The organism is Mycobacterium kyogaense (assembly GCF_003254575.1).
Taxonomy (GTDB): domain Bacteria; phylum Actinomycetota; class Actinomycetes; order Mycobacteriales; family Mycobacteriaceae; genus Mycobacterium; species Mycobacterium kyogaense.
Genome location: NZ_QJUA01000044.1, coordinates 15,767 through 35,158, shown reverse-complemented (window position 1 = coordinate 35,158; position 19,392 = coordinate 15,767). Strand labels below are relative to the sequence as shown.

At 67.8% G+C, this 19,392-nt stretch carries 18 protein-coding genes and 1 pseudogene; 8 read left to right on the top strand and 11 right to left on the bottom strand.

Features of this window, described 5'->3' with window-relative positions:
• Positions 1–84: 84 nt before the first annotated feature.
• Both DMB80_RS23330 and DMB80_RS23325 read left to right on the top strand, forming a co-directional pair.
• A complete protein-coding gene (locus DMB80_RS23330; RefSeq protein WP_111512034.1) occupies positions 85–1,362 on the top strand; it encodes a DUF6986 family protein in 1,278 nt (425 codons plus the stop codon).
• Complete coding sequence (locus tag DMB80_RS23325) at positions 1,359–2,186, top strand: bifunctional allantoicase/(S)-ureidoglycine aminohydrolase (RefSeq protein WP_111512033.1); 828 nt, start codon at positions 1,359–1,361, stop codon at positions 2,184–2,186. Before DMB80_RS23330 ends, DMB80_RS23325 begins: the two co-directional genes overlap by 4 nt.
• Positions 2,187–2,201: 15 nt before the next feature.
• Here DMB80_RS23325 and DMB80_RS23320 read toward each other — a convergent pair whose 3' ends face one another.
• Both DMB80_RS23320 and DMB80_RS23315 read right to left on the bottom strand, forming a co-directional pair.
• Positions 2,202–2,924 (bottom strand): aspartate/glutamate racemase family protein, encoded by a 723-nt coding sequence (locus DMB80_RS23320; RefSeq protein ID WP_111512032.1) that lies wholly within the window; start codon positions 2,922–2,924, stop codon positions 2,202–2,204.
• A 52-nt stretch (positions 2,925–2,976) separates the two neighbouring features.
• Positions 2,977–3,939: pseudogene (locus DMB80_RS23315) on the bottom strand (cytosine permease); the annotation flags it as partial.
• Between the two features lie 223 nt (positions 3,940–4,162).
• Between DMB80_RS23315 and allB the strand changes: the two are divergent.
• Positions 4,163–5,524: an allantoinase AllB gene (allB, locus tag DMB80_RS23310; protein ID WP_111512031.1), complete on the top strand. Its 1,362-nt coding sequence runs from the start codon at positions 4,163–4,165 to the stop codon at positions 5,522–5,524.
• Positions 5,525–5,540: 16 nt separating this feature from the next.
• Here allB and DMB80_RS23305 read toward each other — a convergent pair whose 3' ends face one another.
• On the bottom strand, positions 5,541–6,173 hold the full coding sequence (locus DMB80_RS23305) for a class I SAM-dependent methyltransferase (RefSeq protein WP_111512030.1): 633 nt from the start codon (positions 6,171–6,173) through the stop codon (positions 5,541–5,543).
• Positions 6,174–6,196: 23 nt separating this feature from the next.
• Positions 6,197–8,416 (bottom strand): MMPL family transporter, encoded by a 2,220-nt coding sequence (locus tag DMB80_RS23300; RefSeq protein WP_111512048.1) that lies wholly within the window; start codon positions 8,414–8,416, stop codon positions 6,197–6,199.
• A gap of 144 nt (positions 8,417–8,560) precedes the next feature.
• On the opposite strand from DMB80_RS23300, the gene DMB80_RS28855 reads away from it, so the two are divergent.
• Positions 8,561–8,692 (top strand): hypothetical protein, encoded by a 132-nt coding sequence (locus DMB80_RS28855; protein WP_110797964.1) that lies wholly within the window; start codon positions 8,561–8,563, stop codon positions 8,690–8,692.
• A 54-nt stretch (positions 8,693–8,746) separates the two neighbouring features.
• Here the strand turns inward: DMB80_RS28855 and DMB80_RS23290 are convergent, their stop codons facing one another.
• Genes DMB80_RS23290 through DMB80_RS23280 form a run of 3 tightly spaced genes read right to left on the bottom strand, consistent with a single transcriptional unit; the run spans position 8,747 to position 11,631 of the window.
• Complete coding sequence (locus tag DMB80_RS23290) at positions 8,747–9,736, bottom strand: NAD(P)H-dependent flavin oxidoreductase (protein ID WP_111512029.1); 990 nt, start codon at positions 9,734–9,736, stop codon at positions 8,747–8,749.
• A 35-nt stretch (positions 9,737–9,771) separates the two neighbouring features.
• Entirely contained in the window at positions 9,772–10,524 is a 753-nt protein-coding gene (locus DMB80_RS23285) for a 3-hydroxyacyl-CoA dehydrogenase (protein WP_111512028.1), read from the bottom strand.
• A 21-nt stretch (positions 10,525–10,545) separates the two neighbouring features.
• Entirely contained in the window at positions 10,546–11,631 is a 1,086-nt protein-coding gene (locus DMB80_RS23280) for a CaiB/BaiF CoA transferase family protein (protein ID WP_111512047.1), read from the bottom strand.
• Between the two features lie 87 nt (positions 11,632–11,718).
• On the opposite strand from DMB80_RS23280, the gene DMB80_RS23275 reads away from it, so the two are divergent.
• Both DMB80_RS23275 and tet(V) read left to right on the top strand, forming a co-directional pair.
• A complete protein-coding gene (locus tag DMB80_RS23275) occupies positions 11,719–12,528 on the top strand; it encodes an enoyl-CoA hydratase (protein WP_111512027.1) in 810 nt (269 codons plus the stop codon).
• A 146-nt stretch (positions 12,529–12,674) separates the two neighbouring features.
• A complete protein-coding gene (gene tet(V) / locus DMB80_RS23270; RefSeq protein ID WP_240431356.1) occupies positions 12,675–13,931 on the top strand; it encodes a tetracycline efflux MFS transporter Tet(V) in 1,257 nt (418 codons plus the stop codon).
• On the opposite strand, the gene DMB80_RS23265 is transcribed toward tet(V), so the two are convergent.
• Genes DMB80_RS23265 through DMB80_RS23255 form a run of 3 tightly spaced genes read right to left on the bottom strand, consistent with a single transcriptional unit; the run spans position 13,928 to position 16,343 of the window.
• The gene (locus tag DMB80_RS23265; protein WP_420812215.1) at positions 13,928–14,644 is read right to left on the bottom strand and encodes a CPBP family intramembrane glutamic endopeptidase; all 717 of its coding nucleotides are present in this window, start codon (positions 14,642–14,644) and stop codon (positions 13,928–13,930) included. The two genes, tet(V) and DMB80_RS23265, sit on opposite strands and share 4 nt — an antisense overlap.
• Positions 14,641–15,786 (bottom strand): NAD(P)H-binding protein, encoded by a 1,146-nt coding sequence (locus tag DMB80_RS23260; RefSeq protein WP_240431354.1) that lies wholly within the window; start codon positions 15,784–15,786, stop codon positions 14,641–14,643. The genes DMB80_RS23265 and DMB80_RS23260 overlap by 4 nt, the downstream gene beginning before the upstream one ends.
• A gap of 29 nt (positions 15,787–15,815) precedes the next feature.
• Positions 15,816–16,343: a gamma carbonic anhydrase family protein gene (locus DMB80_RS23255; protein ID WP_048422974.1), complete on the bottom strand. Its 528-nt coding sequence runs from the start codon at positions 16,341–16,343 to the stop codon at positions 15,816–15,818.
• Between the two features lie 78 nt (positions 16,344–16,421).
• Between DMB80_RS23255 and DMB80_RS23250 the strand changes: the two genes are divergently transcribed.
• Positions 16,422–17,330, top strand: a complete 909-nt coding sequence (locus tag DMB80_RS23250; RefSeq protein WP_111512024.1) for an SDR family NAD(P)-dependent oxidoreductase — start codon at positions 16,422–16,424, stop codon at positions 17,328–17,330.
• 121 nt (positions 17,331–17,451) lie between these two features.
• Positions 17,452–18,189 carry a fasciclin domain-containing protein gene (locus tag DMB80_RS23245; protein ID WP_111512023.1) on the top strand — a complete coding sequence of 246 codons (738 nt, stop codon included), beginning with the start codon at positions 17,452–17,454 and terminating at the stop codon, positions 18,187–18,189.
• 57 nt (positions 18,190–18,246) lie between these two features.
• On the opposite strand, the gene DMB80_RS23240 is transcribed toward DMB80_RS23245, so the two are convergent.
• Positions 18,247–19,389, bottom strand: a complete 1,143-nt coding sequence (locus tag DMB80_RS23240; RefSeq protein WP_046365770.1) for an acyl-CoA dehydrogenase family protein — start codon at positions 19,387–19,389, stop codon at positions 18,247–18,249.
• Positions 19,390–19,392: the final 3 nt, after the last annotated feature.

Here is a 19,392-nt window from a genome sequence, read left to right as displayed (position 1 = left end):
GCCGTGTACATTTCGCAGCTCACGAACTAAACTCCACAATGCGGAATTCATGCGAGATTTCTCCACGCCGACAGGGGGCCAGACGTGACACGATCCCTCGGCGACGCGGTGCTCGCCGACATCGATCGCCGTCTCGCGGCCGCCGATGCCCGATTCGCGGATCGATATCCCGGTGACGACGGCCGCCGGCAACCGGTCCACACCGTCTACATACCCGGTGACAAGTATTCGGCGACCATGCCTGCCGAATGGGGATCTGCAGCGCTGGCCGCCGCGAATGACGCGCACGGACTCGACGCGATAGCCGACATGGTCGGCGCGAGCGGTGACACCGATTGCGAACCGGCGACTCTCGCGGCACTGGTCGAGAACAAGCTCACCACCGAGCCGATCGAAGACCTCCGCATCGACTTCGAAGACGGGTACGGCACAGTCGACGACGCCACCGAGGACGCCGACGTGACGCGCGCGATCACCGCGCTGCGCGGCGCGCTCGACGCCGGCACCTCGACACCGTTCGTCGGGACGCGCTTCAAGTGTCTGGAAGCAGCCACCCGGGCACGCGGGCTCCGCACGCTCGACATGTTCGTCAGCGGACTCGTCGACAACGGAGGTCTGCCGGAGGGCCTCACGCTCACGCTGCCCAAGGTGACATCCGTCGAGCAGGTCGAGGCCATGGTGGCGGTGGCGAGTGCCCTGGAAGCCGCGAATGGATTGCCGGACGGGCGGATTCGCTTCGAAGTCCAGGTCGAGACACCGCAGGCGATCCTCGGCGCCGACGGCCGCGCGCCCGTCGCTCAGTTCATCCACGCCGGTGCGGGCCGGGTCAGCTCGCTGCACTACGGGACCTACGACTACTCGGCCTCCCTCGGTATCGCCGCCGCTCACCAGTCGATGGAGCACCCGGCGGCCGACCACGCCAAGAACGTCATGCAGACCGCCGTCGCGGGCACCGGCGTCCACCTGTCCGACGGCTCGACCAACATCCTTCCCGTCGGCGACCCCGACAACGTCGCGATGGCATGGAAACTGCACGCGCGCCTGGTCCGACGCCATCTCGAACGCGGCATCTACCAGGGCTGGGACTTGCATCCCGCTCAGCTCGTCACCCGATACCTGGCGACCTATGCGTTCTATCGCGGCGCCTTCGCCCCGGCCGCGACCCGACTGCGCAATTACGTCCACGGGCTCGACTCGACCGTCATGGACGAGCCGGCGACCGCGCGTGCACTGGCCAACGTGATCCATCGCGGCAGCGTCTGCGGCGCCCTCACCGACGACGAGATCGAAACGGCCGTCGACCTTCCCCTGTCCTCCGTACGCGACATCGCGCTCGGCCGCCCACCAAGGAGCATTCCGTGACCCACGCGAAGACACGAGCGTCGTACTACACGCCCCGCGGCGGCCTCCCCCCGCAGACCGATCTGCTGACCGACCGCGCGATCGTCACCGAGGCCTACACGGTCATCCCGCGCGGCGTCCTCTCCGACATCGTCACCTCGGTGTTCCCGGAGTGGACCGACACGCGTGCGTGGATCATCAACCGCCCTGTCGCCGGCGGCGCGACGACGTACTACCAGGCGATCGTCGAGGTCGCACCCGGCGGCGGAGCCAAGCGCCCCGAGCCGCAACCCGAGGTGGCCGGCTTCCTGTTCGTGACGTCCGGCGCGCTCACCGTCGATGCGGCAGGTCAGTCACAGACCCTCACCGCGGGCGGCTTCGCGTACCTTCCGGCGGGCACCGAGTGGTCGGCCGCCAACGACGGCGACGAGACCGCGACGTTCGTCTGGATCCGCAAGCGCTACGAGGCCGTCGAGGGGCACACCCCGTCGGTCCTGTTCGGCAACGAGCAGGACATCGAGCCGTCAGCCATGCCGGGAACCGACGGCAAGTGGCGCACCACGCGCATGCTGGACCCCCAGGACCTGGCATACGACATGCACGTCAACATCGTCACGTTCGAGCCCGGCGCCACGATTCCGTTCGCCGAGACCCATGTGATGGAGCACGGCCTGCTGATGCTCGAAGGCAAGGCGGTCTATCACCTCAACGGGGACTGGGTCGAGGTCCAGGCCGGCGACTTCCTCTCGCTGCGGGCCTTCTGCCCTCAGGCGTGCTACGCGGGCGGGCCGTCGAACTTCCGGTACCTGCTGTACAAGGATGTCAACCGCCAGGTCATGCTCTGACCCGATTCGGTTGCGCTACAACCGGAACGGCCAGCCGGTGACCTTCTTCGCGCGCGGCGTCGCATAGGTCCGCACCTTCGACGTGGACAGGCCCATCCGGACCAGACCCTCGGCGATGGTCACCGCCGAGCGGACTCCGTCGACGATCGGGACGCCGGTGGCGGCCCGTACCTTCGCCTCGAGTTCGGCCATGCCGCCGCACCCGAGGCAGATGACCTCGGCGTGGTCGCGCTCGACCGCCTCTCGCGCCTGACGCACGATCGCCTCGACCGCCCGGTCCGGATCCGACTCCAGTTCGAGGACACCGAGTCCCGAGGCCCGCACCGACGCGCACCGCGCGTCGAGTCCCGCGAGCTTGAGACGGTCTTCGATCAGCGGGACGGTGCGGTCGAGCGTGGTGACGACCGAGTACTTGTGTCCGAGATACATCGCGGTCGACGCGGCCGCCTCGGTGATGTCGACGACCGGGACGTCCAGCAGTTCCTGCAGGCCCTCACGGCCGTGCTCGCCGTACCCGGCCTGGATCACCGCGTCGAACGGTTCGGGGTAGGACGTGATCGCGTCCATGACGGCGATGGCCGCGAGATAGCTCTCGAAGTTGCCCTCACACGAATCCGCGCCGAAACGCGGTGTGATGCCGACGATCTCGGTATCCGGCGATGCGACCCCGCGCGCCGACTCGGCGATCGCGTCGGTCATCGACGCCGTGGTGTTGACGTTGGCCACCAGGATTCTCATCGCGGTCCTAGTGGGTGCTCGCCACGGCGATGGGCTCGCCCGAGACGTCCAAGGTGTTGGGCACTTCCTTGACGATGTCGGCGGGCGCTTCGATGATGCGCCCGTCGATACGGAACTGGGCGCCCGCCAGCGTCACGACGATTCCGCCGAACACCAACATGTTGAGCGGGATTCCCCAGAAGTTGCCCGCGACGATGGCGCGCTTCGACGTGGCGTTGCGGGTGAAGTCACAGAAGTTCAGCACGAACGTCCCGTAGATCGCGACCCACAGGCTGGCCCCGCCGACGATCTGCAGCCACATGTCGACACCGGTCAGCGAATCCGGCGTCGTCCACGCGATGGACCAGTCGGCGCTGCTGAGCATCCAGATCGCGAGCGCGACCATCGTGATCAGAATGACCGGACCGGCGAACGCCTCGTACTTGCGGATCATCTCCATGCCGTAGCTGACGATGATGACCTGGACCACCCACAGCGCGACGAATGAGATCCACCCGAGGGTCGACAGCCCGAGAACGCTGTTGGTGTCGAGCGTCGCGGCCGACGGTGCCAGCGCGACGATCAGGATGCGCAGCACCACGGAGGCGAGGTAGGTCTGGATGCCGAACCACGCGATCGCGACCGCGCCGCGGATGACAGCGGGTATCTGGGCGCCGCGGATGCCGAACGAGATGCGGCTCATCACCGGGAACGGAACGCCGGTCTTCTCCCCCATGAAGCCGGACAGGCTCAGCAGCAGGAAGAGGAAGGCGCCCCCGAGCCCGAGCACGAGCAGGATCTGCCACCCGCCGAGCCCCAACGCGAAGAGACCGATGGCGAACGAGTAGTTGCCCAGGCTGTGAACATCGTTGGCCCACAACGTGAAGATGTTGTAGGCACTCCAGCGCCGCCCCTCGCGTCTGATGGGTGCGAGATCGGGGTTGTACAGCGACGGACTCACCCGAGCGGCCGCGGCGGCGTCGGTGGTGAAGCCACGGCCGGGTTCATCGACGAGTTGGGAGGGCTCTGTGCTCAATGGACACGCCTGTCACAGTCGGAGCTCCGACGCCCGGCGCCGTCGCTGGAATTCCATCTTGTGGAAGAAATATTCCACTGCGGCTCAAGTAACTCGCACGCAGGCGTCACCTGTCAAGCATCTGACGCGATTGACTGTGGCCCCGCTCACCCCTACAGTCGCGCACAGACTGGAATCGAATTCCACGATGAGGAATTCACGTACGTCGTAACGGAGGGTATCCATGACCGTCGACGCCCCCACGAACCGACCGGACTTCGACCTGGTGGTGCGCGGTACCCGCATGCTGACGACCGCGGGGATCGTCGCGAGGGAGATCGGTGTCCGCGACGGCCGCATCGTCGCGATCGAGCCGCTGGGCAGCAACCTCACCGGCGCTGAGACGATCGAACTCACCGACGAGCAGGTGATGATCCCCGGCTTGGTCGACACGCACGTGCACGTCAACGAGCCCGGGCGCACCGAGTGGGAAGGGTTCGACTCCGCCACCCGAGCGGCGGCGGCCGGCGGTGTCACCACGTTGATCGACATGCCGCTGAATTCGATACCGCCGACGGTCAACGTCGACGCGCTCAACGCCAAACGGCAAGCGGCGACGGGCAAGCTGCACATCGACGTCGGATTCTGGGGCGGCGCCATCCCCGGCAACACCGGCGATCTGCGGAGTCTGCACGACGACGGGGTCTTCGGGTTCAAGTGCTTCCTGCTGCATTCCGGTGTCGACGAATTCCCGCACCTCGACGCGGACGAGATGGAGAAGGACATGGCCGTGCTGGCCGGCTTCGACTCCATGATGATCGTGCACGCCGAGGACTCCCGCGCCATCGACCGCGCGCCGACGGCCGAGGGAGACCGCTACAGCCGGTTCCTCGCCTCGCGGCCGCGCGGCGCCGAGAACGTGGCGATCGCCGAAGTGATCGAGCGCGCACGGTGGACCGGTGCCCGCGCACACATCCTGCACCTGTCGTCCTCGGACGCCTTGCCCATGCTCGCGACCGCCAAGCGCGACGGTGTCAGGATCACCGTCGAGACGTGCCCGCACTACCTGACGCTGCTCGCCGAGGAGATCCCCAACGGTGCAACGGCATTCAAGTGCTGTCCGCCGATCCGTGAGGCGTCGAACCGGGAACTCCTGTGGCAGGGTCTGCTCGACGGCACCATCGACTGCATCGTGTCCGATCACTCACCGTCGACCGTCGACCTCAAGGACGTCGAGAACGGCGACTTCGGTGTGGCGTGGGGCGGCGTCGCGTCGCTGCAGCTCGGCCTGTCCCTGATCTGGACGGAGGCCAAGCGCCGCGGGATCGCGCTCACCCAGGTGATCGACTGGATGGCGGCGAAGCCCGCCGCGCTCGCCGGGTTGACCAACAAGGGCAAGATCGCGCTGGGGCATGACGCCGATTTCGCGATCTTCGAGCCCGAGTCCGCACAGGTGGTCGACGTGCACAGACTGCATCACAAGAATCCGATCAGCCCCTATGACGGGCGCGCGCTCGCCGGTGTGGTGACGAGTACGTGGCTGCGCGGCAAGGAGATCGACTTCACGACTCCGCAGGGCCGGATGCTGCGCCGCGGCGGCGTCTAGCGGGGGCCCGCTCCCGTCAGGATGCCGGCTTCACCGCCCGGCCGATCGCGACCTCGGAGACCGGCAGCGGCACCCACCGGGGCATCGTGTACTCCCGGCGCCCTTCCAGCGCGAATCCCGCGGCCGCGATGGTCTCCTCGGTGTGGCGATGCGTGTGGCAGTTGCCCGCCAGCCGGGGCCAGATCGTCGCGTCGGCGACCTTCTGCAAGCCGCCCCTGACCCCCGGTTCGGCGATGTGTTCCAGATAGCGCATCACGCCCCCGGGTTTCAGCAGCGAAAAGAGTTGCGCCACAACATCGCTGGGGCGCTCCACCGAACACAGCACCAGTGAGCACACCACCGCGTCGAACTGTTCACCGGTACCGAACCCTTCGACGGTGTCGGCCGTGAGCGTGACGGGCACCGCGGCCAGTGCTGCTGCGTGCTCCGCGACGGCGGCGAGCTTTCGCTCGGGCTCGACCGCGACGACCTCGGTGACCGTGGCGGGATAGAACGCGAAGTTGGTTCCGGTGCCCGCGCCCACCTCGAGCACCCGGCCCGTCAGACCGGCCAGGTTCTCCCGGCGCAGCCGCCGCACCGTTTCGGGCTCTCGGGCCGACATCACGGTCCACATGCGCGCGAAGAAGGGATTATCGACAGTGGTAGCCATCAGCGAACTCCTCAACGCCCCCGTCAGGTCTCCCGCAATCCTATGCGCTGGTGCAGGCGGGCCAACGGCGCCGGCGCCCACCAGTTCCACCGGCCCAGCACGTGCATGAAGGCGGGCACCAGCAGCATCCGCACCAACGTCGCGTCGGCCAGCACGGCGAGTGTGAGACCGACGCCGAACATCCGCATGAACGACACCTGCGCGGCGATCAGGGCCGCGAACGAGATCGCCATCAGCAGCGCGGCCGCCGTGACCACCCGGCCGGTGCGGGCCAGCCCGAGCGCCACGCTCTCGTCGTTGGCCGCCGCGCTGCGGTCCGACGCCAGCCAGTACTCCCGGATGCGGGAGACCAGGAACACCTCGTAGTCCATCGACAAGCCGAACGCGATACAGAACAGCAGTACCGGCATGTTGGCCACCAGCGTGCCTGTCGGCGTCGTGCCCAACGCTCCGAGGTGACCGTCCTGGAAGATCCACACCAGCGCACCGAACGCCGCAGTCAGCGACAACACGTTGAGCACCAGGGCTTTCAGCGGCAGCACCACCGACCCGGTGAGCAGGAAGAGCAGGACGAAGGTGATGGCCGCGATGACACCGAGCACCGCAGGCAATCGTGAGGTGATCGATGCGGAGCTGTCCCGGTTGATCTGCGCCAGCCCGGTCAGCATCGCCTCCCTGCCGTCAGGCGTCTCGACGGCGTGCAACCCGTCGAGCTGGGTCTCCGACGCGTCGGAGAAGAGCGGCGCCGTGCTGCCGACAGTCAAAAACGCTCGCCCGTCGGCCATTCCGGTCGCAGCTGCCGGCGGGCCCACCTTCGCCCCGTCGACGAACGTGCCGCCCGGCGCCGACACCGTCGTCACGTCGCCGACCCGGGACAGCGCCGCGGCATACCCGTCGAGCTCTTCGGGGGTGACGTCACGGACGTCGGGCAGCACGACGACCACGTTGTTCGACGAATCGACCGCGAAGTTCTCCCTCATCTCGTCGCCGACCTGGCGCGCCGAGGCGGACTGCGGCAGCACCCGGTCGTCGGGGAAGCCCCATTTCGCCCCGAAGAACGGCAGACCCAACAGAAGGAGAAGTGTCACCACAGCCAGGCCGATCGGAATCGGGCGACGCATCACGAACTTCGTCGAGCGGTACCAGAACATCTGCTCGATGGGCACGGGTGCCGGTTCGGGTCGCCGTGGGAGGCGGCGCGGCAACCGGCCCAGCAGGCGACGCACGTCGAGAGAATCGAGCCGGTCACCGGCGAGCGCGATCGCCGCGGGCGCCACGACTATTGCCGCCAGCGCCGCGAACGCCACCACGGCGATCCCGGCGTAGGCGAATGATTTCAAGAAGTACATCGGGAAGATCACCATCGCGACCATCGACAGCGCCACCGTCAACGCCGAGAACAGCACGGTGCGGCCCGCTGTCGTCATCGTGCGGATCAGCGCACGCTCACGGTCCGCGCCATCGGCGAGTTCGTCGCGGTATCGGCTGATGATCAGAAGGGTGTAGTCGATGGACAGCGCCAGGCCCATCGCGATCGACAGGTTCAGCGCGAAGATCGACACGTCGGTGACGAGCGTGACGGTCCGCAGCACAGCCATCGAACCGAGGATCGCGAACCCGCCCACAGCCAGCGGCAGGCCGGCCGCCAGCAGCCCACCGAACACCCACACGAGCACCACGAAGCTCAGCGGGATCGCGATCGACTCCATCAGCAGCAGATCGCGTTCGGTCTGCGCATTGATCTGCACGTAGGTCATCGCGACGCCGCCCGCGCGCACGGTCACGCCGTCGCGGTCGTACAGCAGGCGTTCGTCGAGTTCCTCGGCGTGGCGCTGCGCGCCGGTCTCCCCGCCGGTGATGCCGGCGAGAATCAACCCGGTCTTCCCGTCACGGCTGGCCAGTGCCGCCGCTGCCTGCGGCGGGGCGGTCCACGCCGAGGTGACCTGACTGACGTGGGGCGAGGCGGCCAGCCCCGCCACGATCTCCGCGGCGACCGGACGCGCCGCCTCGATACCGCGGTCGGAGGTGACGCTGACCAGCAGGTCCATATCGCCCTGATCGAAGTGGTCGATGAGGATCTGGGATGCCCGAGCCGATTCCGAGGTGGGATCACCGAACCCGCCCGCGGACAGCTTCCCGGCCACCGGGATGCCGAAGATTCCGCAGGCCACCATGACCAGGGCCGCGGCCGCGAGGATGCGGCGCGGAGCGGCGATGGCCGACGACGCGATCCGTTGCAGCACCTTCGCCTCCTGCGATGACGCCGCCATGGTAGCCGCGCCGGCGACCGCCGAACCCGGGCTGAACCTACCCGCCGGTAAGAATTGCCACAGTTTTCCGAAACGAGGCTCAAAGATTCCTTAGAGCTCGTGGTTACTGTTCAGTACATGTGGATCGACGACACCAATGCTGATGTCATCAAGGTTGATTTCGACGCCCTTTACCACGGCGATGTTCTCGTCGAGGGATTGACGTCGGAACAGCTCGACGACGAGCAGACTCTTCCTACTGCCGTGTGACAAAGAGCGCGCGCCCTCTCGGACGCGCGCTCTTCACCGTGTAGTACGACCCTGCTAGACCGCTGAGGTCTGTGCGACCATCCCGGCCAGCCGGCCGCGGATCAGGTCCTCTGCCTCGGCCACGATGCGCGACACCAGGTCGCCCACCGTCGGAATGTCGTTGATCAGGCCCATGGCCGTGCCGACAGTCCAGATTCCGGCGTCGACGTCGCCGTCGTCGAACACCCTTCGGCCCCGCGAGCCGGCCACCAGATCCTTGACGTCGTCGAACTGGCCGCCGCCCTCGAGGATCTCGACCACCTCGCGCGAGACCACATTCGATGCCACCCGCGCCGTGTTGTGCAGGCTGCGGAAGATCAGCTCCGTACCCCGCTCGTCGCCGGCGACGATCGCCTCTTTGACGTTCTCATGGATGCACGACTCGACGGTGCACATGAACCGCGACCCCATGTTGATGCCGTCGGCGCCCAGCGCCAGCGCCGCCACCAGACCCCGCGCATCGGCGAACCCGCCGGAGGCGATCATCGGGATCTCGATCTTGTCCGCGGCCGCCGGGATCAGCACAAGGCCCGGAATGTCGTCCTCGCCGGGATGACCCGCGCATTCGAAGCCGTCGATGCTGATGCCGTCCACACCCAGGCTCTGCGCCTTGACCGCATGCCGCACCGAGGTGCACTTGTGCAGCACCTTGATGCCGTTGTCGTGGAACATCGGCAGGTGTGGCGCAGGGTTGGATCCCGCCGTCTCGACGATCTTGATACCGGCGTCGACGATCACCTGGCGGTACTCGTCATAGGGCGGCGGATTGATCGTCGGCAGGATCGTCAGGTTCACCCCGAACGGCTTGTCGGTCAGATCCCGCGTCTTGGCGATCTCGTTGGCCAGATCCGCCGGCGTCGGCTGCGTCAACGCGGTCAGAAAACCCAACCCGCCCGCATTGGCCACGGCCGCAACCAGTTCCGCGCGACCCACCCACTGCATACCGCCCTGGGCGATCGGATGCTCGACACCGAAGGTTTCGGTGAACTTCGTCTTGATGGCCATGGTCTACCGCTGTCCTCTGCTCTTCGCGCAAGCGCTCATCGCGGGGCCATCCGGATCGCGCCATCGAGCCGGATCGTCTCCCCGTTGAGCATCGGGTTCTCGACGATGTGCGTGGCGAGCGCGCCGTATTCGTCGGGGTCACCGAGGCGGGCCGGGTGAGGCACCTGCTTGCCCAGCGAGGCCTGCGCCTCCTCGGGCAGCGAGCCCAGCAGCGGGGTCTTGAACAGGCCCGGCGCGATGGTGACGACGCGGATCAGATCACGCGACAGGTCGCGCGCGATCGGCAGCGTCATGCCGACCACGCCGCCCTTCGATGCCGAGTACGCGGCCTGCCCGATCTGCCCGTCGAACGCGGCCACCGACGCGGTGTTGATGATGACGCCACGCTCACCGCCAATGGGCTCGGTCCTGGCAATGCGTTCTGCCGCAAGGCGAATGACGTTGAACGTACCGATCAGGTTGACCTCGACGACCTTGCGGAAGCCGTCGAGAGGGAAGGGCCCCTCTTTACCGAGCGTCTTGATCGCGTTGCCGATGCCCGCGCAGTTGACGTCGATACGGACCGGCCCCATCTCCTCCGCCGCGTCCAGCGCAGCGGCGACCTGCTCGGGATCGGTGACGTTGGCCTCGACGAACTTGGCGCGCGGCCCCAATTCGGCGACCGCCTCGGCGCCCTTGAGGTCGATGACCACGACGGATGCGCCTCGGTCCAGCAGGCGCTTCGTGGTCGCGAGACCGAGACCGGAGGCACCTCCGGTGACGACCGCGACCGCGTCCTTGATCTCCATTGATCGGTTCCTTTCTGTTGGCTAAATCCAGTCCTGCAGAACAGCTTCGGTATCGGCTCCCGGTACACCCGGCGCCTTCGGGGCGTCCGTCACACTGCGGGAGAACCGCGGCGCCGGCGCCGGGTACAGGTTCCCGTTCTCGCGGTAGAAGGTGTCACGCTCGGTGTTGTGCGGCTCGGACTCGACCTCGGCGAAGGACAGCACCGGGGTGACGCAGGCATCGGTACCGGCGAACACCGAGGCCCAGTGGTCCCGATCCTGCGCGCCGAATGCCTCGGTCAGCCGCGCCCGCAGCTCGGGCCAGCGGCTGACGTCGTTCTGGCCGGGCAGATCACCGGCATCGAGCCCGAGGCCCTTGAGCATCTCGGCGTAGAACTGCGGCTCGATCGCACCCACCGCGACGTAGCGGCCGTCGGCGCACGTGTAGGTGTCGTAGTAGGGCGCACCGGTGTCGAGCATGTTGGTTCCGCGTTCGTCGCTCCACATGCCGGTGCCGCGGAACGCCCACATCATCGCCATCAGCACGCTGGAGCCGTCGACCATCGCGGCGTCGATCACCTGCCCCTTGCCGGAGGTCTGACGCTCGAAGAGAGCAGCGAGGACGCCGACGATCAGGAACATCGACCCGCCACCGAAGTCGCCGGCCAGGTTCAGCGGCGGCACCGGGCGCTCACCGGCCCGGCCGATCGCGTGCAACGTGCCGTTGAGCGAGATGTAGTTGATGTCGTGACCGGCCTGCTGAGCCCGCGGTCCGTCCTGGCCCCACCCGGTCATCCGCGCATAGATCAGGCGCTCGTTGACCTTCGCGCAATCCTCGGGCCCCAGGCCGAGACGTTCGGTGACCCCGGGACGGAACCCCTCGATCAGCACGTCGGCCTTGGCGATCAGGGAGAGCACCTTCTCGACGTCGGCCGGGTCCTTCAGGTTGGCGCCGATCGAACGCCGGTTACGCAGCAGGTAGTCCCCGCTCGGCGCACCACCGCCCTTGCCTGGACGTTCCACGCGTACGACATCGGCGCCCAGGTCGCCGAGGATCATCGCCGCATGGGGTCCGGGGCCGATGCCGGCCAACTCCACCACACGCAGTCCCTGCAGAGGTCCAGCCATCTCCACCCGTCCTTTTCGTCGGTCGCTCGGTCGAGCCCGACATAGCTTACTTGTATAACCTTCTCGACCCACCTAGGGTGCCTGACTATGTCAACGACGCAGGATTACGCGGGTATCGACGACCTTCGGGTGAGCCGCGAGGGCGGTGTGCTGACTCTGCAACTGCACCGCCCGGACAGCCTGAACTCGCTGACCGCAGCGATGTTGACCACGCTGGCCGACGCTCTGGACCGCGCCGCGGGCGACCCCGAGGTGCGGGTGGTGCGCATCGAGGGGGCCGGGCGCGGCTTCTCCTCCGGCGCGGGTATCAGCGAGTCCGACCACGCCGATCCAGACGGGGCGGGAACGCCGGCCGAGGTGCTCGACGCCGCCAACCGCGCCATCCGCGCGATCGTGGCGCTGCCGCAGCCGGCGGTCGCGGTGGTGCAGGGGGCGGCAGCGGGTGTCGGGGCGTCACTGGCGCTGGCGTGTGATGTCGTTTTGGCCTCGGAGAAGGCATTTTTCATGCTGGCGTTCACCAAGATCGGGTTGATGCCCGACGGCGGGGCCTCGGCATTGATCGCCGCGGCGGTCGGGCGAATCCGGGCGATGCGGATGGCGCTGTTGGCCGAGCGCATCCCCGCCGCACAGGCCTTCGACTGGGGGCTGGTCAGCGCGGTGTTCCCGGCTGATGACTTCGCCGCCGAGGTCGACGCCGTCGTCGCCAGGTTGGCCGCCGGACCCGCCGTGGCACTGCGCAAGACCAAGGACGCGGTCAACGCCGCGACGCTGACCGAACTCGAGGGCGCCCTCGAGCGCGAGAAGCAGGGCCAGCTGATACTGCTGGACGCCAACGACTTCCGCGAAGGAGCGCGTGCGTTCCAGCAGCGCCGGGAGCCCACCTTCACCGACACCTGACCCACCCCCGCCCAAACCGACATTTGGGCGGAAAAGTGCGAGAGACTCTCGCCCTTTCGCCCATCTGGGCGCAAGCGCGCCTCGAAAATCGTTCGACGCGAGCACCACTCGTCGGCCACCATCGACAAGTGAGCACGGACTACCACATCGAGACGCCGGCGGCAGAAGCCCGCTGGCGCGTGCTCGCGCCCTTCCGAATCCGCGAGTACCGCCTGCTCATCGCCGCCGTCTCCCTGTCGATCTTCGCCGAGGGCATGTGGGCGGTGGTGATGACGCTGCAGGTGATCGCCATCGACGACGATCCCACCTCGCTGTCGCTGGTCGCGACCTGCCTGGGGCTCGGCCTGGTCGCCTTCGTCCTCGTCGGCGGCCTGGCCGCAGACCGGCTCCCCCAACGCGGCATCATCATCGTCGTCGAATTCGTCAACACCACAGTGGTTTCCGTCATCGCGGTGCTCGGCTTCGCCGGCACGCTGCAGATCTGGCATCTCGCGATCGCAGCCGGCGCCCTGGGCGTAGCCGCCGCGTTCTTCTTCCCGGCCTACAGCGCCCTGCTCCCGCGCATCCTGCCGGCCGAGCAGCTGCTGGCCGCCAACGGCGTCGAAGGCGTCGTACGCCCGGTGTTCCAGCGCGCCGCCGGCCCTGCGGTGGCGGGCGTGCTGATCGGCGCGACGTTCCCGGCCGCGGGCGCACTCGTGGTGGCGATCCTGTTCGCCATCGGCCTCGCGCTGCTCATCGCGACCCGGCCGGCCGGCACACGCGTTGTCACACAACCGAAGTCGCACCTGCTGCGCGATCTACGCGAGGGCTTCGCGTTCGTGTGGCGCACACCGTGGCTGTTGTGGACGCTGCTGTTCGCCAGCGTGTTCGTGCTGGTGGTCCTGGGCCCGATCGAGGTCCTACTGCCCTTCATCGTCGGCGACAGGTTCGCCGACGGCGAGAAGACCTATGGTCTGGTGCTCGCGTTCTTCGGCCTCGGCAGCGCGCTGGGTGCGCTGACGGTGTCGTCACGGCAACTGCCCCGCCGCTATCTGACGGTGATGATGACGATGTGGGGACTGGGCTCGATACCGCTGGCGGTCGTCGGCGTCACCTCGTCGTTCCCGGTGATGGCGCTGGCCACCTTCGTCATCGGCGTCACCGACGGCGCGGGCATGGTCATCTGGGGCACGCTGCTGCAGCGGCGGGTACCGCCGGAGATGCTGGGCCGCGTGTCCAGCCTGGACTTCTTCGTCTCACTCGCGTTCATGCCGGTGTCGTTCGCGATCATCGGCCCGCTGTCGAAGGTGGTGTCGATGCCGACGATCTTCCTCACCGCGGGCCTGGTGCCGGTGCTGCTGGCGGGCATCGCGATGGCCGCCGCCCGGATGCGGCGCGACGAGGTCGCGCACCCGCTGGATTAGACGCCGAACAGCGGGGGCAGGGCGAGAACCATCACCAGCCCCCAGAAGAAGTGCGTCAGCATCGGGGCGAGTACTCCGCCGGTGGCACGGCGCTCCAGCGCGCACACGGTGCCCAGGACGATGGCCGCGAAACCCAGCATCGGGTTACCGGTGGTGGCCGCGGTCGCGATCACATACAGCACGGTCGAGACCAGCACCGGCTTGTACTTCCACAGCGCCGTGTAGAGCGCACCACGGAAGAACATCTCCTCGGCCAGGCCGTTGATCACCGTGATGAACGCAATCACCCACAGCGGCGCGGTGTTCACGTACTCGAGCACGCTGGTGATGTAGTCGCGCACCGGCGGGATCTGCCGCGCCACCAGAGCGCCTACGACGAAGATCGCGCCGAGGCCCAGGCCCACGCCGGTACCGGTGATGACCGGGCGCTGGTTACGGCCGCGGAAGCTGACATGCCCCCAGTGCAAGGGTCCGGACAGGAACGCCCCGATGGCCCACACCGCGGCCAGCGCCAGCGTGAGCCACACGAAGGAGCTGTCCCCGGGCGGACGACTGAGCGAATAGCCGAGCAGTGCCGCGCCGATCAGCAGGAACACCCCGACGACGAACTTGCGCCGGGTCACCATCGACGGCGGCTCGTTGAATGCAGGCGCCTTGGTGCGCGCGATCTGCTTGATCTCGCCGGACAGCGGCGTGTGCTCTGAGCTGTTCACGCAGTACTCCCCCTGGGCACCAGTCCGATCACGTGATCCAGACCGGTGCGGACGGCAGCGGCGACGGGTTTGGGCACCAGACCGATCAGTCCGAGTACCGGGTGGACGACATGCGGCGTCACAGCGGAGGCGATCTGCCGCAAACGCAACGCGTCGCCACCTGCCCAATCGGGATCGGTGTCGGCGAGGTGGTGGGGGTCGGCGAGACGGTCGACGGGTCGGCGCGAGGGGCTCGTCACGGCTGCGCGAATGGCGTCCTCGACACTCGTGAGTCCCTCCGGCGGGTCGGGCACGTCGAGCCCGTTCTGGGTCGCCATCATCGGGAAGTCCAGCGACTCGATCAGGTCGCCGGCCAGACCGCCGGGCACCGGCAGGATGGCGCCGCTGACCTTCGACACCAGACCGGTGTCGATGCCGTAGACCGGGACCGGGGTCCGGAAGATGCCGGCGATGCGCGCGTAGGTGCGCAGCAGATCGCCGTACGTGGTGGTCTCGGGTCCCCGGATGTCATAGGAGCCCGCGGGGACCGTCTCGTCCGCTGCGGCCACCAGGTAGTACAGCACGTCGCGGATCGAGATCGGGTCGATCGGATTGGCCGACCACTCGGGCATCGGCAGCAGCAGGAACCGGTCGGCGACGTAGCGCATCATCTCGAAGGACGTCGACCCCGCCCCGAGAACGATCGCCGCGCCGAGCCACACGACATCGGGTCCGCCGTCGATCTGCAGCGCGTGCGCGACCTCGGCCCGGCTGGCCAGGTGTTCCGACAGCGGTCCGCCGTCGGCGGCCTGCGGCACGAATCCGCCGAGATAGACGATGCGGCGCACCCCCGCCGCCTTGGCCGCCTCGGCGACAGTGGCAGCGGCCTCGTTGTCGGCCTCCCGGAAACCGGGTTGGCCGATTCCGTGCACCAGGTAGTAGACGACGTCGATCGGACCGGCCTCGTCGAACGCCCGCCGCGCCGACGCTGCGTCGCCGGCATCCAGTTCGACTGCGGAAACACGGTCGTGCCAGCCGAACTCGCGCAGCCTTTCGGGATGGCGGCTGACCGCGACGACGTCGTTGCCGGCGTCCAGGAGAGACGCGACCAGGCGAGAGCCGATGTACCCGCTCGCGCCGGTGACCAGAGTCCGATTACCCACGACTGGCCTGTACCCCAACCGCCGCTATGTCAGACGTTGCCTGTGTCACGGTGCAATTTGACCAGCTCCTGGTACAGCAGCGCGTTGGTCCGGATGCCGTCCTTCTCGGCGTCGCCCAGCTCGCGGCGCACCTTGGCGGGCACCCCGGCGACCATGTGTCCCGCCGGGATCTGCGCGCCCTGCGACACCACCGCGCCGGCGGCGATCAGACATCCCGCGCCGATGGTGGCTCCGTTGAGGACCACCGCTCCCATCCCGATCAGGGTGTCGTCGCCGACGGTGCACCCGTGCAGGACCGCGTTGTGGCCGACGGTCACGCCGCTGCCGATGCGCGCAGGGAAACCCGGGTCGACGTGGATCGTCACGTTGTCCTGGATGTTGCTGCCCGGCCCGACCTCGATGTCCTCGGTCTCGGCGCGCAGCGTGGCGCCGTACCAGACGCTGGCCCCCTCGGCGAGGATCACCCGGCCGACGAGGGTGGAGTTCGGCGCGGCCCAGCTCTGCGGATGCAGCGTAGGCGCGTGCCCGGCGATGGGGAGGATCAGCGGCTCCGGCATGGCGCCATCGTAGGGTCGGCTGCCGCATGCTCGGCAGGCGCGTGCGATCCTCTCGTCGTGACGACCTCCGACTCGACAATGACGTCGACCCCCACCGCCCGCCAGATCGTCGAGGGCGTCGATCTGACCGGTAAGACCGTCGTGATCACCGGCGCGACGTCGGGACTGGGCCGGGAGTCGGCCCGATGCCTGGCCCACACCGGTGCACGAGTGGTCCTGACGGGTCGCGACGCGGCGGCGCTCGCCGATACGCAGGCGTGGGTTCGCGAGCAGGTACCGCAGGCGTCGACCGCGACGGTGCGCATGGACCTCACCTCGCTCGAATCGGTGACTGCGGCAGCGGCGGAGATCAGCGACCTGACCCCGGCCGTCCACGTGCTGATGAACAACGCCGGGGTGATGTTCACGCCGTTCGAGCGCACCGTCGACGGGTTCGAGATGCAGTTCGGCACCAACCATCTGGGTCACTTCGAGCTGACCCGCTCGCTGCTGCCCGCTCTGGTCGCTGCCGACGGCGCGCGTGTGGTGAACCTGTCCTCGGAAGGTCATCGGCTCGGCGACATCGACCTCGATGACGCCAACTGGGAGCACCGCGACTACGACAAGTTCGTCGCGTACGGCGCATCGAAGACCGCAAATGTGCTGCACGCGGTCGAACTGGACCGACGCCTGCGCGACAGCGGGGTGCACGCCTATGCGGTGCACCCCGGCATCGTCGCCACCTCGCTGGCCCGGCACATGGACGACCAGGACTTCGCCGACCTGACCCGGCGTGGCCGCACCAACCGGCAGTTCACCACGCCCGAGTACGGCGCGGCGACGCAGGTGTGGGCCGCGGTCAGCGACGACGTGACCCCTGCTGGGGGTGTGTATCTGTCCGACTGTGCGGTCGCCGAGGCGGCGGCGTATGCGGTGGACGAGGCCCGCGCGCTGGAGTTGTGGCAGCTCTCCGAGCAGCTCTGCACGCCGGCTGTCGGCGCGCGATAACCGCTGGTCAGCGGTTCTTCTGTAACGGTTCGTGGCACAACCGCGACACATTCTCGACTTGGTCGTGACCCGAGCGTGCGCTTAGCATGCCAAGCGACCTGACGAGCATGAGGAGCAGAACGTGAAGACCCGCCCCAGCAAGGCCATCGGCATCGCTGCGAGTGCCACCGCGATCGCCCTGTCGGTTCCGCTGGCTGTGACCGCATCCGCCGAGCCGACCACGACCACCGTGACGGCTGAGATCCCCGACCCGCAGGGCAAGTGCGATCCGTTCAAGCAAGCAGTGCCGAACTGGAAGAGCCTGGCCAATGTGCCCGTCAGCAAGGTGCTGGCCAGCATCCCGGACATCAGCTCGTTCAACGCCGCGGTGTCCGGCCAGCTGAACCCGGCCGTCAACATCGACCCGGTGCTCGACAACGGCCCGTTCGTGGTGTTCGCGCCCACCAACGAGGCGTTCGCCGAGCTGCCGCCCGAGCAGCAGGAGATGCTGCGCACCGACCCGGCCGCGCTGACCAGCCTGCTGTACTACCACGTCTTCCTCGGCCTGCTGGGCCCCGATGACGTCAAGGGCCAGCGGCCCACGCAGGAGGGCACCGAGATCGAGGTGACCGGTTCCGGCGACAACCTCAAGGTCAACGAGACCACCCAGGTGGTGTGCGGTGGCATCCAGGCGGAGAACGCGCGGATCTACCTGGTCGATCACGTGCTGAACCCTGCGGACGCGCCGGCCCCGAAGACGTCGACATCGACGAGCACGTCGGCCACGTCTGAGGCCCCGACCACCGCGGCCACCACGTCGGCTGCGCCGCTGCCGGCCCAGACGCCGACCACCCCGGCCGCAGAAGCCCCGATCGGTTAGTGATTTCGGCGTGGTTGTCGTCGCCTGGCGACGACAACCACGCCGAAATCGTTTGTTCTACAGGCCGAGGTCGCGGCCGATGATCTCTTTCATGATCTCGGTGGTTCCACCGAAGATCGTCATGATGCGCCCGTCGACATAGTCACGGCAGACGCGGTACTCCATCATCCAGCCGTAGCCGCCGTGCAGCTGCAGGCACTGATCGACCACCTTCTTGGCCACCTCGGTCGCCCACCACTTCGCCTTGGCCGCTTCGACGGCGGTCAGCTCGCCGTCGACGACGGCCTGCAGGCACCGGTCCACGTACTGCTCGGTGACATCGAGCTCGGTGTCCATCTCCGCGAGCAGGAACCGGTTGTGCTGGAAGCTGCCGATCGGCTGGCCGAACGCCTTGCGATCCTTCGCGTATTGCAGTGTCTGGCGCCAGGTTTCACGCGCGCCGGCGATCGCGGAGATCGCGATCGACAACCGCTCCGAGGGCAGGTTCTGCATCAGGTGGTAGAAGCCGCGACCCTCCTTGCCGAGGATGTTGGCGTTCGGCACCCGCACGTTCTCGAAATGCAGTTCGGCGGTGTCCTGGGCGTGCATGCCCATCTTGTCGAGCTTGCGGCCGCGGGTGAAGCCGGGCATGTCCCGCTCGACCACGAACAACGTGAACCCCTTGTGGCCCGCGTCGGGGTCGGTGCGGGTCACGACGACGACGAGGTCGCTGTTGATGCCCGAGGAGATGAAGGTCTTGGACCCGTTGAGGATCCAGTCGTCCCCGTCCCGCACGGCCGAGGTGCGGATGCCGGCGAGGTCGCTGCCTGCGCCAGGCTCGGTCATCGCGACCGCGATAATCGTCTCGCCGCTCGTGATACCCGGGAGCCACCGCTCCTTCTGCTCGTCGTTCGTGAGGTCCTTGAAGTAGGGCCCGACGACGTCGTTGTGCAGGCTCAGCCCCGGTGCGGGCACACCGGCCTTGGCGATCTCCTCGTCGATGATCGCGTTGAACCGGAAATCGTCGGTGCCGCCACCGCCGTACTCCTCGGGCATGTTGAAGCCGATCAGCCCGTGCTTGCCCGCCGCGACGTAGGCCGACCGGTCGATGATGCGATCGGCCTCCCACTTCTCGGCGTTGGGCACGAGTTCGCTCTCGATGTATCCCCGCACGGTGTCGCGGAACGCCTCGTGCTCGGCCTCGTAAATGGTGCGCTTCATACC